Annotated in this window: 11 protein-coding genes; 2 read left to right on the forward strand and 9 right to left on the reverse strand. The window is 57.9% G+C overall.

Annotated features, from left to right (window positions below; all coding sequences use genetic code 11):
* Positions 1-6: 6 nt before the first annotated feature.
* Positions 7-3051, reverse strand: a complete 3045-nt coding sequence (locus tag K5Y32_RS12375; RefSeq protein ID WP_222184331.1) for an efflux RND transporter permease subunit — start codon at positions 3049-3051, stop codon at positions 7-9.
* The gene (locus tag K5Y32_RS12380; RefSeq protein WP_222184162.1) at positions 3051-4139 is read right to left on the reverse strand and encodes an efflux RND transporter periplasmic adaptor subunit; all 1089 of its coding nucleotides are present in this window, start codon (positions 4137-4139) and stop codon (positions 3051-3053) included. The genes K5Y32_RS12375 and K5Y32_RS12380 overlap by 1 nt, the downstream gene beginning before the upstream one ends.
* Before the next feature lie 506 nt (positions 4140-4645).
* On the opposite strand from K5Y32_RS12380, the gene K5Y32_RS12385 reads away from it, so the two are divergent.
* Positions 4646-7345 (forward strand): cation-transporting P-type ATPase, encoded by a 2700-nt coding sequence (locus tag K5Y32_RS12385; protein ID WP_222184164.1) that lies wholly within the window; start codon positions 4646-4648, stop codon positions 7343-7345.
* Positions 7346-7381: 36 nt separating this feature from the next.
* Here K5Y32_RS12385 and K5Y32_RS12390 read toward each other — a convergent pair whose 3' ends face one another.
* From K5Y32_RS12390 to K5Y32_RS12405, 4 genes are all read right to left on the reverse strand, one after another.
* Positions 7382-10447 (reverse strand): efflux RND transporter permease subunit, encoded by a 3066-nt coding sequence (locus K5Y32_RS12390; RefSeq protein WP_222184165.1) that lies wholly within the window; start codon positions 10445-10447, stop codon positions 7382-7384.
* Positions 10444-11589 (reverse strand): efflux RND transporter periplasmic adaptor subunit, encoded by a 1146-nt coding sequence (locus tag K5Y32_RS12395; protein ID WP_222184166.1) that lies wholly within the window; start codon positions 11587-11589, stop codon positions 10444-10446. The genes K5Y32_RS12390 and K5Y32_RS12395 overlap by 4 nt, the downstream gene beginning before the upstream one ends.
* 89 nt (positions 11590-11678) lie before the next feature.
* Positions 11679-12863, reverse strand: a complete 1185-nt coding sequence (locus K5Y32_RS12400; protein WP_222184168.1) for a cell wall metabolism sensor histidine kinase WalK — start codon at positions 12861-12863, stop codon at positions 11679-11681.
* Entirely contained in the window at positions 12860-13555 is a 696-nt protein-coding gene (locus tag K5Y32_RS12405) for a response regulator transcription factor (protein WP_101761262.1), read from the reverse strand. Before K5Y32_RS12405 ends, K5Y32_RS12400 begins: the two co-directional genes overlap by 4 nt.
* A gap of 124 nt (positions 13556-13679) precedes the next feature.
* Between K5Y32_RS12405 and K5Y32_RS12410 the strand changes: the two genes are divergently transcribed.
* Positions 13680-14465, forward strand: a complete 786-nt coding sequence (locus K5Y32_RS12410) for a MipA/OmpV family protein (RefSeq protein WP_222184170.1) — start codon at positions 13680-13682, stop codon at positions 14463-14465.
* A 71-nt stretch (positions 14466-14536) separates the two neighbouring features.
* On the opposite strand, the gene K5Y32_RS12415 is transcribed toward K5Y32_RS12410, so the two are convergent.
* The 3 genes from K5Y32_RS12415 to K5Y32_RS12425 all read right to left on the reverse strand — a co-directional run bounded on the left by K5Y32_RS12415 (position 14537) and on the right by K5Y32_RS12425 (position 15929).
* Positions 14537-14767, reverse strand: coding sequence for a YgdI/YgdR family lipoprotein (locus K5Y32_RS12415; RefSeq protein WP_222184172.1), 231 nt, complete (start codon positions 14765-14767; stop codon positions 14537-14539).
* A gap of 27 nt (positions 14768-14794) precedes the next feature.
* Positions 14795-15028, reverse strand: a complete 234-nt coding sequence (locus K5Y32_RS12420; protein WP_007885913.1) for a YgdI/YgdR family lipoprotein — start codon at positions 15026-15028, stop codon at positions 14795-14797.
* Positions 15029-15158: 130 nt separating this feature from the next.
* Positions 15159-15929 carry a GntR family transcriptional regulator gene (locus K5Y32_RS12425; RefSeq protein WP_222184174.1) on the reverse strand — a complete coding sequence of 257 codons (771 nt, stop codon included), beginning with the start codon at positions 15927-15929 and terminating at the stop codon, positions 15159-15161.
* Positions 15930-15962: the final 33 nt, after the last annotated feature.

The following is a 15962-nucleotide window of genomic DNA, read 5'->3' on the forward strand; positions in this document are numbered from 1 at the left end:
CAAGCATCAAACCTTCTTACCCGGATAAAAACTCTGATAAACAACCGGCAACACCAGCAGCGTCAGCACCGTGGCGAATCCCAAACCGAAAATGATCACCACCGCCATGCTCTGGAAAAACACATCGCGCAGCAGCGGTAGCAGGCCGAGCACGGTGGTGAAGGCGGTGAGCAGAATTGGGCGCAGACGCGACGTTGCGGCATCGAGAATCGCTTGCTGCAACGGCTGATGCGGCGCCAGCTGGCGCGTCTCCTCAACCAACACAATCCCGTTACGAATCAGCATTCCCGACAAACTCAGCAAACCAATCAACGCCATAAAACCAAACGGAATGCCGGTGAGCAGAAAGCCGCAGGTGACGCCAATCAGCGCCAGCGGCACGGTAATCCAAATCGCCAGCGCATCGCGCAGCGAATTAAACATCAGCACGGTAATCACAAACATCGCGAGGAAACCTAACGGCAGCGAGCCAAGCAGGCCGCTTTGGGCATCGCGCGAACTCTCCAACTCGCCACCCCATTCCAGATGATAGCCGGCGGGCAACTTCAGCTGATCGATGGCCGGCTGCACGCGCGCCACAATCTCTGCGGCGGTGCGGCCGCTGGCGGGATCGGGATCGGTTTGCACCGTTAAGACGCGCATGCGGTCGCGGCGCATTATCAGCGGATCTTCCCATTCCAGCTGGAAATCGCTCACCAGATTGGCCAGCGGCACATAACGCTGTTGCGCCTGACTCCACACCTGAATATTGCCAAGATGGTCGATATTCTGCCGCTCCAGCTCGGAAGTCTGCAGCATGATCGGCATCAGCCGCGAGCCTTCGCGCAGCAAACCGACGCTATCACCGGTGAAGTTGATACGCAGCGCGCGGTCGATATCGCGCTTGTCCACGCCCAGCTCCTGACCGCGCAGCGGCGAATACTGCGGACGAATCACTTTACTGCGCGCCTGCCAGTCATGACGCGGCGGAAACGCGCTGCCCTCGGCGAGGAAAATGTCGTCAATCTGGCTGGCAATCTGCCGCAGCGTAATGGGATCGGGGCCGGTAATCCGCAGCGCAATGGCGCTGTCGCTGGCACTGCCGAAATTGATGCGTTTGATGCGCTCTGTCACCTGTGGGAAGTGCTCGCCGATGTGCTGCTCGGTGTGCTGCGCCAGCATTTCCAGCTGCCTGGCGTCCTGCACGCGCACCATGATCTGCGCATAATTGCTGTACTGACGCGTTGCATCGTAAGTCAGCGTAAAGCGCATCGCGCCCTGACCAATGGTGGTCACGGTACTGCTGACGCCCGGCTGCTGGTTGATCCAGCCTTCAATCTCGCGCGCGGTTTGTGCGGTGTAATGGATGTCGGTGCCATACGGCAGCCACAGATCGGTGAAGAAAATTGGCGTATTGGAGGCGGGGAAGAAGTTCTGCTTCACGTAGCCGAAGCCATAGATCGAGGCGGCCAGGCACGCGGCCATCAGCACTAAAGTAGTGATGCGGAAGCGCAGCAGCGTGGTGAGCACGCTGCGATACAGACGGAACACCACGCCCTGATACGGCTGCGCGTCTTGTTTGCTGATCGCCTGGCGACCATCCATCCACTGCACGAACACCGGCGTCAGCGTCAGCGCGGTGATCCAACTGAGCAGCAGAGAAATCAGCAGCACCTGGAACAGCGATTTGCAGTATTCGCCGGTGGAATCCTGCGATAAACCAATCGGCGCGAAAGCGATAATGGCGATCACCGTGGCGCCGAGCAGCGGCAGCGCGCTGCGTTTCACCATCTGCATCATCGCCTGTTGCAACGGCTTGCCGCGCTGGCGATCGACCTTGATGCCTTCAACCACCACGATCGCGTTATCCACCAGCATGCTGAGGGAGATAATCAGCGCACCCAGCGACACGCGCTGCAGCTCAAGCTTAAACAGATACATGATCAGCAGCGTGCCTAGCACATTGAGCGCCAGCGAGGCGGCGATCACCATACCGCTGCGGACGCCCATAAACAGCAGCAGCGTGCCCACCACAATCGCCAGCGCCATCAGAAAGTTATTGATGAAACCATCCACCGACTGCTTCACTTCCTGCGCCTGGTTATAAAACACGTTCAGGTCGATGCCGAGCGGTTTGGCCTGCTGATGCTGCTGAATTTTGGCGCTTAACGCATCGCCGACATCAATCACGTTGACGCCAGGCGCAAACGAGACGCCCATCGCCAGCGCAGCATTGCCGTTGGCGTGATAGAGATTGCCCGGCCGATCGGTAACGCCATAGCTGAGCGAGGCGATATCGCGCAGCAACACTTGCTGGCTGCTGCCGGGCGCAGAGATTGGCAGCGCACCGATCTCATCCAGTGAGTGAAACTCGCCGGTCGGATGGAAACGAATCGCTTCATTGCCGAGGCGAATCTGGCCCGCATCGGAGACGGCATTGACGCTGTTGAGCAAAGCGGCCACGCGCTGTGGCGTCACGCCCAGCGCCGCCATCTTCTGGCTGGAGAGCGTGATATTCACCTGCTCCTGCTCAATACCGGCAATCGCCACTTTCGCCACGCCCGGCACCAGATTCAGCTCACGCCGCAATTGATCGGCGTAGGTGCGCAGCTCGCTGTTGGTGAAGTTCTCGCCGGAAAGGGTAAAGAAGTAGCCGTAGACATCGCCAAAGTCGTCATTTACCAGCGGCGCGCTGACGCCGGGTGGAAACTGGCGCGTGGCATCGTCAACGCGGCGACGCAATTCATCCCACACCTGCGGCAAGTCGTCGGCGCGATAGTGGCTGTGAATCGTAACGGTGATCTGCGACAAACCGTTGCTGGAGATCGAACTGACGTTGTCGAGCGATGGCAAGCGCTGCAAGGCGTTCTCCAGCGGCAGCGTCACTTCCTCTTCCACCTGCTGCGCTGACGCGCCGGGATAGTGCGTCACAATCACCGCTGATTTAATGGTGAAAAGCGGATCTTCCAGACGGCCAATATTGAGCAGCGCAAAAATGCCGCCCACGCCGAGCAACACGATCACCAGCCAGCTGCGAATCGGGTATTTGAGAAACTGTTCCAGCAGGCGCATCACAAACCTCGCTCGCGTGTCCATAGGCGCACCGCCTGACCATCACGCAGATCGCTGACGCCCGCGACCACAATGCGATCGCCCACTCGCAGGCCGGAGAGAATTTCGATGCCCTGCGCATTGAGTTTTCCCACCACCACCGGCTGCTGCTGAACGTTAACCACATCACCGTCACCGCTGATCAGCCACACGTAAGGCTGATTCGGCAGGCTCTGATCCGGGTTAAACACCGCGTTGGCCGGCACGCGCAGCAGCGGCGTGCCGTCGGAAGTGGGCAAGTTATGCATCTGCACTTTCACCGTGCCGCTCAGTCCGCTGACCTGCGGTAAATCCGTTGGACGCGGCATCGTCAGCACCACTTGCCAGGTTAGCGTGGCGGCATCAGCTGCTGCACGATGCTCTTTATATGCCGCGCGAAACGTGCGGCCTGGCAGCGCATTCAGGCTGATCTCTGGCTGATAACTCACGTTTTGCACGTCAAGGCTGGTGAACAGGTTTTCCGGCACGCTGAAAATCACATCCAGTACATCGTTGCGGCTGATCACCGCCACCGTTTGTCCGGCGGTAACCACCTGATGATTTTGTGAGGCCACGCTGGTGACGATGCCGTCAAACGGTGCGCGCAAGGTGTGATAATCCAGCTCCTCTTTGGCGATGTTGAGCGCCACGGCGGCGGAGTCGCGGTTCGCCTTTTGCACATCCATGTCTGCTTGCGAAACCGCACTGCGCGTGGCCAGCGCACTGAAGCGCTGATACTGACGATCCGCCAGCTGGAATCTGTTCTGCTGATCGTTGACGCGCAGCTGCGCATCGGTATCGATCAGTCGGCCAATTACCTCGCCAGCCTTCACATGGCTGCCTTCACGCACCTGCAACTGCGCCAGCCGCCCGGTACGCTTAAACGCCAGTTCGGTGTAATCGCCCGCCGAAATACGCGCTGGAAATACCCTGACTTTCTCTGTGGTATTTTCCGTCAGTGTTAGCGCTTTAATTACGCGAGGTGCGCTGAGTTCATCACCGCTTTTATTGTCACAACCGATCAAAACCAAACAAATTACAAGTGCGCCCAGCACTGGCCAATTATTCATGCCCCTGCCTCAATAAGAAAGAAAGGGCGGAAATATGCCATTTCCTGAAAGAGGGAATAATGACCCTCCGCAAAATAAGGGTCATTAGGTGGAAACAATTATGTGCGTTTAAGGTTGGTTTAATTTAGCGATGTCTGGCGAAATCAATTATGCCACCATGCGCGAAACCACATGATAAGAGAGTAAGCCGATGGCGGTAGCTGATGATACCGCAATGATAATAAAGGAAATGATCATCGGTATTGTCAGGTTGTGTAATTTATTCATAATAATTCCCCCTATGATTAATACATTTCGAGATGAAACTAAAATTAATATGTGTCATGTGCCTTTCTATTTGCTTTTAAATAATAACATTACGCAATCAGTGCTATCACTATTAGCATCACACTTCTGAATCGGTAAAAACATGACCACGGTCAGTATGCTTCGGGAAAATATAATTAAAATGTGGTTTTTATTTTCGCACGCTTTTTTATTTTCAATTCAATGTCACGGGGTTAATTATGACCGTTATTCCTATTCAGCCAAAACGTCCGGAAGCATCCGCGCGTCCCTATTATCAGCAGGATAACGCCGCCGTATTTAAAGCCATCAACAGCTCACCCGCGGGGTTAAGCACAAAAGATGCACAGCAACGACTGGACGCCAACGGGCCGAACGTGCTGCCGCAAAAAGCGGAAAAATCACTGCTGATGCGTTTTCTGGCACATTTCAAAGATGTGCTGATTTACATCCTGCTGGCTGCGGCGGTGATCACCGCGGTGATGGGCCATTGGGTAGATACCTTTGTGATTCTCGGCGTGGCGGTGATCAACGCCCTGATCGGCTTCATTCAGGAAAGCAACGCCGAAAAGTCGCTGAAAAGCATCCAGAACATGATGTCCAGCGATGCCATGGTGCTGCGCGACGGCCAGCAGATCACCATCGCCACTCAGCATCTGGTGGTCGGCGATGTGGTAATGCTGCGCCCAGGCGATAAGATCCCGGCGGATTTGCGGCTGTTCGAGGTACATAACTTGCGCGTCGAAGAGGCGATTCTGACCGGCGAATCCACGGTGGTATCAAAGAACACCGTGGCACTTGAAGGTGAAAAAGGGCTCGGCGATCGCCTGAATCTGGCCTATTCCGGCACCACCGTCAGTTCAGGTACCGCACTGGGCGTGGTGATCGCCACCGGCGGCGACACCGAGCTGGGCCACATCAATGCGATGATCTCCTCGATTGAAGAGGCGAAAACCCCGCTGCTGGTGCAGATCGACAAACTCGGAAAAGCCATCTTCGGCATCATCATGTTGATGATGGCGGCGCTGTTTGTGTTTGGTTATCTGCTGCGCGACATCGCGGTGACGGAGCTGCTGCTGTCGGTGATCAGCCTCGCGGTAGCGGCGGTGCCGGAGGGTTTACCGGCGATTATTTCGATCATTCTGTCGCTTGGCGTGCAGTCAATGGCACGCAATCACGCCATCATTCGCAAGCTGCCGACGGTCGAAACGCTCGGTGCCATGACGGTGATCTGCTCGGATAAAACCGGCACGCTGACCATGAACGAGATGACGGTGAAAGCGGTGGTGCTGGCGAACAGCCAGTGGCGCATCAGCGGTAACAGCTATGAGCCCAAAGGTGAATTTACCCTTGAAGCGGGCCAGCAGAGCGATGCGCTGATGCAGGGCTTCCTGCAGGTGGTGGATATCTGTAACGAAAGCCAGCTGCGTCAGGATGCCAACGGCAACTGGGGCATTGTGGGTGGCCCAACCGAAGGGGCGCTGAAAGTGCTGGCCGCCAAGGCGGGTATTCAGAGTGACAAGGTGCAGATCCTCAGCAAGCTGCCATTTGACTCGGCCTACAAATACATGGCGGTAAGCTGCCTGATTGATGGCAAACCGTGCCTGCTGATGACCGGCGCGCCTGATGTGTTGCTGTCGCTGTGTCAGCAGCAGCAGGGTGCTACCGATGCGGAAGTGATTGATCGCGAATATTGGGAAGCGGCGATCACCACCTACGCCAGCGAAGGGTTGCGCACGGTTGCCGCCGCGTGGCGCTGGCTGCCGGAAGCGCAGCACCACATCGATCATGAGGATTTACGCAACGGCATGAAGATGCTGGGCCTGGCGTGCATGATGGATCCGCCGCGTCCTGAAGCCATCACCGCGATTCGCGACTGCCAGCAGGCAGGGATTCGCGTGAAGATGATCACCGGCGATCACCCGGAAACCGCGATGGCGATTGGCCAGATGCTGGGCATTGGTAACAGCGATTCTGCCATCACCGGTTACCAGCTAGAGCACATGGACGATGCCGAGTTGGGCGTGGCGGCGCGTGAATACGACATTTTTGCCCGCACCAGCCCCGAGCATAAGCTGCGTCTGGTGAAAGCGCTGGAGAGCAGCGGTGAGATCGTCGGCATGACCGGTGATGGCGTCAATGATGCGCCCGCGCTGAAGCAGGCCAACGTTGGTATCGCGATGGGTATCAAAGGCACCGAAGTGACCAAAGAGGCGGCGGATATGATCCTCGCCGACGACAACTTCGCCACCATCGCGGCGGCAGTGAAAGAGGGCCGACGCGTCTACGATAACCTGAAGAAAACCATTCTGTTTATCATGCCGACCAACCTCGCGCAGGGATTGCTGATCATCATTGCGATTCTGATGGGCAACCTGCTGCCGCTAACGCCGGTGCAGATTCTGTGGATGAACATGGCGACCTCAGCAACGCTGTCGTTTGGTCTGGCATTTGAACCGGCAGAGCGCAACATCATGCGCCGCCCGCCGCGTAACGCACGCAGCCCGGTGATGGACGCTTACGCCATCTGGCGCGTCATCTTCGTCGGCCTGCTGATTTCGATTAGCGCCTTTGTGCTGGAAGCCTGGCTCCAGCCGCGCGGCTACACGCCGGAGTTCATCCGCACCGTGCTGCTGCAGATGCTGGTCACCGCGCAGTGGGTTTATATGCTGAACTGCCGCAACAGCAACGGATTCTCGCTGGATGCCGGCTTGTTGAAAAACCGTGGCATCTGGCTGGTCACCGTGGTGCTTATCGCGCTGCAGGCGATGATTATCTATGTTCCACTGATGAACACGCTGTTTGGCACCGCGCCGCTGCCGTTCAAATACTGGCTGATTTCGCTGGCGGTGAGCGCCGGGATCTTTGTGCTGGTGGAGATAGAGAAGCGCCTGACACGCGGCTGGCGCCTGGCACGTTAACGTATGTTGGCTGGCGCCATGCCAGCCAACCCTTTTTCATTCGGCGGAAAACGCTGATTCACGCTGCATCACCAGACTGAGCGCAGCGGGCAACACCGTCAGCGTCATCAGCGTTCCCACCAGCAATCCACCAATGATGGCGTAGGCCATCGGCCCCCAAAACACCTGATGCGAGATGGGAATCATGCCTAAAATCGCGGCGCAGGCGGTGAGAAGAATCGGGCGGGCACGATGCTCAGCCGCTTGGCTTACTGCATCGTTGCGCGACATGCCAGCACGCAGATTGCTATCGGCTTCCATGATCAGGATCACCGCGTTGCGGATGATCATGCCAGCCAGCGCAATCATACCGAGCAGGGCGACAAATCCCATCGGCGTGCCGCTGGGCAGCATCGCCAGAACAATGCCAGGCAGTCCAAAAGGCGCCATCGACAATGCCAGCAACATGCGCGATACGCGTTGCAGCTGCACCATCAGCAGTATCAGCATGACAAACAACGTTACCGGTAAAACGGCAAACACTGAGCCGTTACCTTTATCCGATTCGGCAACCGTGCCCTCTTCATCAAGGGTGTAACCCGGCGCTAATCCGGCACGCAGCTGCTGGACATCTGCGCTGAGCTGCGCGGATGTGGTCTCCGCTTGCATGCCCGCCGCTACATCAGTTTGTACCACCACATAGGGAAAACCCTGGCGACGCCACATCACCGGATCCTGCAATCCCCACTGCAGTGTCGCAACCTGGCCGATGGCAATCTTCGCGCCTGACGCGGTGGTCAGTTTCAGCGCAGCGAGGCTGGTTAAATCCAGCCGGTCAGCATCGTTGGCGCGCAACAGCACATCAACCAGCCGGTTATGATCTCTCACGGTAGTCACGCTTTGACCGGACCACACGCGGTTCAGCAGCTGCGCGATATCCTGTGAAGAGACGCCAGCCGCGCGGGCTGCGGTTTGGTTCACCGCAAAGGTGATGACGCGTTCCGGCTCGCCCGCTGTCAGGTTTACGCTGCGCGTCGCGCGGGATTGCCCGAGGATGCTGGCCAGCTTTTCCGCATACTGTTTCACCCGCTCGTAGTGCGGCCCGCTGATGCGATAGCGGATCGGCCAGCCAACCGGCGGACCCAGTTCCAGCGGCGATACGCGCGTCACCACATCGCTGAAATCGCGTGCCAGCAGGCGATCGAGTTCAGCTTTCAACCGATCCCTCGCCGCCAGATTTTTGGCTACCACCACCAGCTGGGCGATGTTTTCATCATCGTTCAGCACGTCCATCGGCAGATAAAAACGCACGGCGCCGCTGCCGCTATAGGAGGAGAAATGGTCGATATTGGTGTTGCCGCTGAGTTTCGCTTCGAGCTGTTCTACCACGCTTAAGGTGCGCGCCTGCGAGGCGTTCGCCGGCAGCGTGAGGCTGACCAGCAGCTCCGGGCGATCGGATGCCGGGAAAAACTCGCCCTGCAGGTGGCTCATGCCCCAGATGGCTAGCAGCAGCGATGCGCCCGCCAGGCCGAGCGTCAAGCCCCGATGGCGTAACACCTGTGAAACCAGACGGCGATAGAGGCGCAGCAACCAACCGGGCTCAGCGTGCGGTTTACCTGGCCTTGATGACAGGATCCAGCTGCCGGTCAGCGGAGAGAACAGCACCGCAACGACCCATGAACTGAGCAGCGAGATCAGCACCACCACAAACAGCGAGTAGCAATACTCCCCCGCGCCGGACGCGGCGAAGCCGACGGGAATGAAACCGGCAATCATCACCAGCGTGCCGGTGAGCATCGGAAATGCGGTGGTTTCAAAGGCTACTGTAGCGGCGCGCCAGCGGGAATCACCGGCTTCGAGTCGGGCGACCATGGTCTCCACGGCGATCATCGCATCATCCACCAACAACCCCAACGCGATGATCAGCGCGCCAAGGGAAATGCGTTGCAGCCCAATGCCCGCCAGCATCATGCCGGTAAAGGTCATCGCCAGCACCAGAGGAATCGCCGCCGCCACCACTAAACCGGCGCGCAGGCCGAGCGAGACGAAAGAGACGGCCAGCACGATAACGATGGCTTCACCGAGCACCCGCACAAATCCGCTGACCGCGTCGTTGACCACCCGCGACTGATCCGCCACTTTCGTTACCTCAATTCCGTGCGGCAGTTGGCTGGCAATCAGCGACATTTTGTCCGTTAACGCGTGGCCAAAATCCAGCATATTGCCGGTCGGCACCATGGAGATCGCCAGCCCAATCGCTGGCTTACCGTTGACGCGATAGAGCGGCGTTGGTGGTTCCGCCGCCACACGCGTCAGCGTGACGATATCGGTCAGGGGAATGTAGCGATCGTTGATATGCAGCGTCACGGCGCGCAGGCTCTGTTCCGAGTTGAAGGCACCGCTGACGCGCAGCGCGATGTTATCGCTGTCGGTGCGAATGACGCCTGCGGGTGACAAGGCATTCTGCGCCTGCAAGGCATCGGTGACCTGTTGCAGGCTCAGGCCCATTCCCGCGAGCGTGCGCGGAGAGAAGCTCGCCACAATCTGCTGCTCCTGCACGCCGAGCAACGCAATTTTGCCGACATCCGGTACGCTCATCAGCCGATCGCGAATCGACTCAACGCGATCGCGCAGTTCACGCGTGCTGAATCCTTCCGCAGTAAAACCGTAAATCGTGCCAAAAGTATCGTCAAAATCATCATTGACCGCCGGTGCCGCAACGCCCGCAGGCAGCGCGGAGCTGACATCCTGCATTTTCTTGCGTACCTGATACCAGATGTCCTGCACTTTGCCGGGCGGCGTGCTGTCGCGCAGATTGACAAAGATAACGGTTTTACCGGGATGCGTTTCGCTCTGCACGTAATCCAGATAGGGCACTTCCTGCAGCTTTTTCTCCAGCGGTTCAGTCAGCAGTTGCACCGTATCGTCGAGATCGGCACCGGGCCACTGCGCGGAGACCACGGCGGTTTTGATGGTAAAGGCGGGATCTTCGTTGCGCGGCAGCGCCTGATAGCTGAGCACGCCAGCGCCAAGGATCATCAGCATCAGAAAAGCCATCAGCTGTTGATGAGCCAGCGCCCAGGCGGAAAGATTGAATTTATCGCGTGCGGAAGGTTCACTCATGGCTGCTCATCTCCCCGCGCAACCGCTTCGCCATCGCGCAGTGTGCTGACGCCTGCCGTGACCACGCTTTCGCCTGCCGTGAGACCACTGGCGATATAGACTTCGCTGGCGGTGAAGCGGGAAATCACCACCGTGCGGCGTGTGACCTTGCCGCGCTGCGCATCCAGCACAAACACCGCTGGTTTGTCCGCCAGGCGCGTCAGCACGGATGCAGGAAGGATAAAGGTGCGGGGATCGCTCTCCGGTAGTGCCACGCTGACGCTGGCGCCCAACAGCATCGCTGGCGGTGGATCGTCTAGCGTTAATCGAACCCGCCAGGTCCGCGTTTGCGGGTCGGCCTGCGGGCTGATATCGCGCAGATGCGCCTGCGCGGTGATCGCCGGTGAAGAGAGCAGAGTTACGCGAAAGGCATCGCTGGGGAGCGAGGAAAATGCTGCCGGGAAAGGCACATCCAGAACCACATCCCGCCGCGCACCGCTTGCCAGTGTCATCACCGTTTGACCGGTGCTCACGACCTGTCCGGCAGAGGCGCTGACGGCGGTGATCACGCCGCTAAAAGGAGCCGTCAGCTGCGTCCAGCGTAGATTTTCCTGCGCGCTATTGAGTGCGGCTTCGCTGCTTTGCAGGTGCGCCGCAGCGGATTGCCAATCGGATTGCGCGCTGTCGAGCTGCGCCCGTGCAATCGCACCGGAAGGCATCAACTGTTTCATACGATGTAGATTCAGCGCCGCAACGCGTTCAGCTGCCCGCGCGCTGTCGGTGTCCGCCATCGCGCTGCGTAACGCATTGGCGGTAGTGCTGCTCTCTAACGTTGCCAGCACCTGACCGGCGTCAACACGATCGCCCACTTCGGCAGGGCGCGTCAGAATCCGCCCATCCAGCCTGAAACCCAATGATGTTTCGTCGTGGGCATGAATGTCGCCGGTCATCTGCACCTGTTGCCCTTGCAGGGCGGGCTTCACGGTGATGAATTTTACCGGTCGGGGAGGCGCGGGTGGTAAGGGATCGCGTGGCCCGCAGGCAGTCAGCGACAAGGCGATGGCCACCATGCAGGGCAACAATGGCAGCAACGTTATCAGGCGTTGTGCATCGATAAGATGGTCGGCGGCCTGTTTGACCAGGCCGGTGAAAGAGTCAGTCATGGCGCCACTCCGTACAAGGATTTGGCGCCATTAAAACGGCGAACTGTCGAGATTCGTTGTACGGCGAGTCAAGATCCTGTCAAGAGCGCTTAAAACGGTGCCGGACTGACGTCCGGCAGGAAAATCGCCAGGCTGAGGCCGCCCTCTTTGGGTAGTTTGGCGCTGATCCTGCCGCCATGCGCCGCGCAGATGGCGCGGGCGATCGACAAGCCCAGCCCGCTGCCGCCTGAGTGGCGCGCGCGCGAGGATTCACCGCGCGTGAAACGTTCAAACATCTCGGGCAGAAACTCAGGCGCCACGCCGGGGCCATCATCCCTGAATTCGATGCTGCAGCCTCCCGGCACCGCGCGGGCAGTAATCTGCAACTGTCCCGCAGGCTTGCCATAGCGCAACGCATTTTCAATTAACACGCTAAACACCTGACCCAGGCGGAAGGGATCGGCGCGGCAGGTGAGCGTGCTGTCTGCTGCCACGCTGATGATCATGCCGCTGGCTTCGGCTTGCGGTCGCACCCAGGCCACGCGCTCCCGCGCCAGTTCTCCGGGGTTGATCTCATGCAGATCCAACTTGAGTTGTCCGGCGTCGGCCAGCGACAGCAGGTGGAGCTCATCGATCAGTCGGCTCATGTGGCGCAGCTGTTTCATGATCATCTCCAGCTGCTGCGGTTCCGGCTGAAACACGCCATCCAGCAGACCTTGTAACCGGCCAATGGCGGCCGTCAGCGGCGAACGGAGTTCGTGTGCCAGCGCCACGTGCGAGGCGCGTAGTTCACGATCGTAGAGCGCCAGCTGTTGGCTCATGCGATTAAAGTCGTGTGCGAAGTGCAACAGCTCCGCCGGCGCGCTTTTTACCATGGTGGCGGCGGAACCAAACTGCCCTTCGGATACCCGATCAGCGGTTTTTTTCAGGTGGCTAAACTGCAACGCCAGCGGGCGGGCGTTGCGCAGAACAGTGAAGGCAACAAACGGCGTAATGATGAAAATCAGGATGATCACCATCAGCCAGTCAGCGGCACCCACCGAAGGATCGGAGTAGCGCACGCCCCAGCGTTCATCAACGATCTCGTGGAAGCGCGGCAGATTGGTTTGCGGATGCGCACGCAGCGTCAGAAATTCCTGGCGCATCGCCGGCGGCATATGGTGGATGATCCACAGGTTTTGCAGCGCAAAGCGCAGGAACATAATGCCGGCGACGGCAATCACCGTGACGATGGCCAGCGTCAAAATACGCACGCAGATCCAGCGCCATAGCGTTTGAGGAGGTGACTTTTTCATGGCTGTCTGAACCTGTAACCCACGCCGCGCACGTTAAGTAATATCTCGGATAAACCGGCGTTTTCGAGCTTCTTACGCAGGTTGTAGACGTGGGTGTCAATCACCCTTTCCAGCGCCTCGCTTTCAGGCATGCAGGTTTCGATCAGATAGTGACGGCTGAGTGCGCGCACCGGCGCTCGCATCAGGGTCACCAGCAGGGAAAATTCGGTTGGCGTGAGTTCAACGCGTGTTGGCTGTTGCTCTGGCTGCGCGACCATTGCAGTCATCGCGGCGGTATTAACCTCAAGCGCCTGCCAGCGCAGCACTTCATCCTCCGCAACGGCCGCCCGGCTGCGGCGCAGCACCGCCTGCACGCGCGCCACCACTTCGCCCGGATGATAGGGTTTCACCACGTAGTCATCCGCGCCTAAGCGCAGCGCGCCGATTCTGTCGGGCGTGTCGGTCATCGCGGTAATCATAATTACCGGCGTGTCCGCGCGGCGTCGCACGGCAGCCAGCACCTCGGTGCCGTTCATGCCGGGCAACATGATGTCGAGCAGAATGAGATCGGGTTTCCACTTCTCAACGCGCTCAAGTCCGCTATGCCCATCGCCGGCAATCTCCACGGCGTATCCTTCACGTAGCAGATAGGCTTCCAGCACGTCTGCCGCGTCTGCATCATCCTCAATAACCAATACTCGTCTGTTGTTCATGGCTCACCTTGACAGTTTCTTCATAAATCCCTGGCACGTTATTGACAATGCTTCGGGATACTCCAATCCGTGACGCAACGCCCGGGCAAGGGGCTAAAAACAGATGGGTAACTGAGGTGACACGATGATAACGAGAAAAAAGGCGCTGTACAGTGGCTGTTTGTTACTGGTCAGTATCAGTGCCAGCAGCCGCGCTGATGACAGCGCAGCGCAGGATGGCGTGATGATTGGCGTGGGCGCGCAGACCACGCCGACATACAGCGGCGCGGACAAGCAACGCTGGCAAGCGGTGCCGATGTTACAGGCCAGAAAAGGCGCCTTTTTCGTCGATTCGCAAAAGGGGGTCGGCTACGATCTGCAAAGCGACAGCGGCCTGTATCTGGAGCATTCGCTGGGATATGGTCTGGGCAGGGCAGACAAGGATTCCGGCTGGCGCGACGGTTCTGACAAGCTGCGTGGCATGGGCACAATAAATGCCACGCTCAACACCGCTATTGCGGCCGGTTGGGCGGTCTCGCCGTGGCTGGTCCTCGAAGCGAAAGCCGTGCTGCCGCTGACAGACAGTCAGGGCGTGAATTACCGCACCTCGGTAACGTTAATTCCGCTGCAAAGCCAGCAGGATAGCCTTTCCTTGCAGACCTCCGCGCTGTTTGGGGATGCGCGTTACATGCAAACATGGTACGGCGTCAGTGCGCGTCAAAGCGTGAAAAGTGGCTATGCGACTTATTCACCGGCAGCGGGATTTTATGGGGTAGAAACCGACCTGACATGGAGTCATCAGTTTACCCAGCACTGGGGCGGCGCGTTAAGTGCGGGCTACACGTGGCTGGACGATCACGCGGCGGACAGTCCCATTGTGTTCAGGCAGAATCAGCTGACCGCAACAGCGGCGGTGACCTATACGTTTTAAGATTTGAATGGCGTTTAAGCCCGCACCGCTGTAAGGAAATCCATTACAGCGGGCGGCTTGAGTGAGAAAGATTATTTATGCGGAACTTCAGAAATCTCTTTCACATCACTTTTATTGATTTGCTGCTTCACGCCATTGGCATCGACGTAACCCAGCAGGCCGGTTTCAGCATCCTGTGGTTTGCCATCGGTGACGATGGTGCGTCCATCATTGGTGTGGATAGCGTACGAGGTACGCGTGCATCCGGTTAAAGCGGACAGGGCAATAAGCGCAGTAATAGAAAGCAAAATTGATTTTTTCATTAGTCTCTCCAGGCTGTTAAAAGGATATTAATTATCCAGTTCGCTCATGTTGGTAATCTTGTCGCGATTGATCTGCTCAGTTTTACCGGTTTGCGCATCCTTGTAAGAAACAAGGCCCGTGTCACTGTCGATTTGCGGCTTACCAGACGTCACAATCGTGCGTCCGTCGGTGGTCTTAATCGCCTGATTTGAAGAGCAAGCGGTCAATGTCATTGCCATAAAAGTGCCAAGAAATGCCGTTGCCAGTACTGTTTTTTTCATCGTGATGAGTTCCTTTCAGTGGAATAAGTTTTAACTACCTAAATAGCTTAGAACATTTTCCCGAAACAGCCAGAAACCCGGCGCATCTGCGCTGTTTAACCCGACTCAGATGGCGGTTCATGCCGCGCGCTTAGCGGATCTCATTCACATACATAAAGTGTTCGGTACTAAAACGGTGGTGCGCCAAAATTACCGGCAGGGCACTTTGATCAAACGACACTTCATCAATCACCATCACGGCGTGCGGCAGACTCAGTTCTAGTAGCGTCGCATCCTCTTCATTTGCCAGCGTGGCGGTAATTTGTTCACGCACGGCGGCGACGCGCAGGTCGTAGCGTTCAAACAAATAGCGATAGAGCAGCGGCGGTAACTGCTCGGCGGGTGGAAAATCGGCCAAACGCGCCGAGGGCAACACCAGCGTTTCATGCATCGCGGCGATGCCCTTCACGCGACGCAAACGCTTCAGCCGGATCACTTCATCGCCCTGACCAATTTGCAGTTTCTCTGCTTCGTCGGCGCTGGCAAGACTCAGCTGATAATCCAGTAATCGGGTATCGGATTGCAGCAATCCGCCGGTTTTATCATGCAGGCGAAAATACTGGAAAAAGTGGCTGAGATTGTGCAGCGGCGCCCAGCCGGTTACCACGGTGCCGGTTTTGCGGCGTCGCATCAGCATGCCTTCCGTGGTCAGCGCCGCCAGCGCTTTGCGCACTGTGCCCACCGACACACCAAACTTCGCCGCCAGGCTATTTTCACTCGGCAAAATCGTGCCTGCGGGCAGTTCACCTTGCAGGATCGATTCGCTGATATGGCGCTTGACCACTTCGTACAGCGGCGCACCTTCACCTTCGCTGAGTCTGGCGAAAGGTTGAGCGTGGTTCGCGTCATAGTTTTTTTGCATGTTTCCGATTACCGATTGACCTCAGTCGTTGAA

The organism is Pantoea sp. DY-15 (assembly GCF_019795935.1).
Classification (GTDB): Bacteria; Pseudomonadota; Gammaproteobacteria; order Enterobacterales; family Enterobacteriaceae; genus Pantoea; species Pantoea leporis.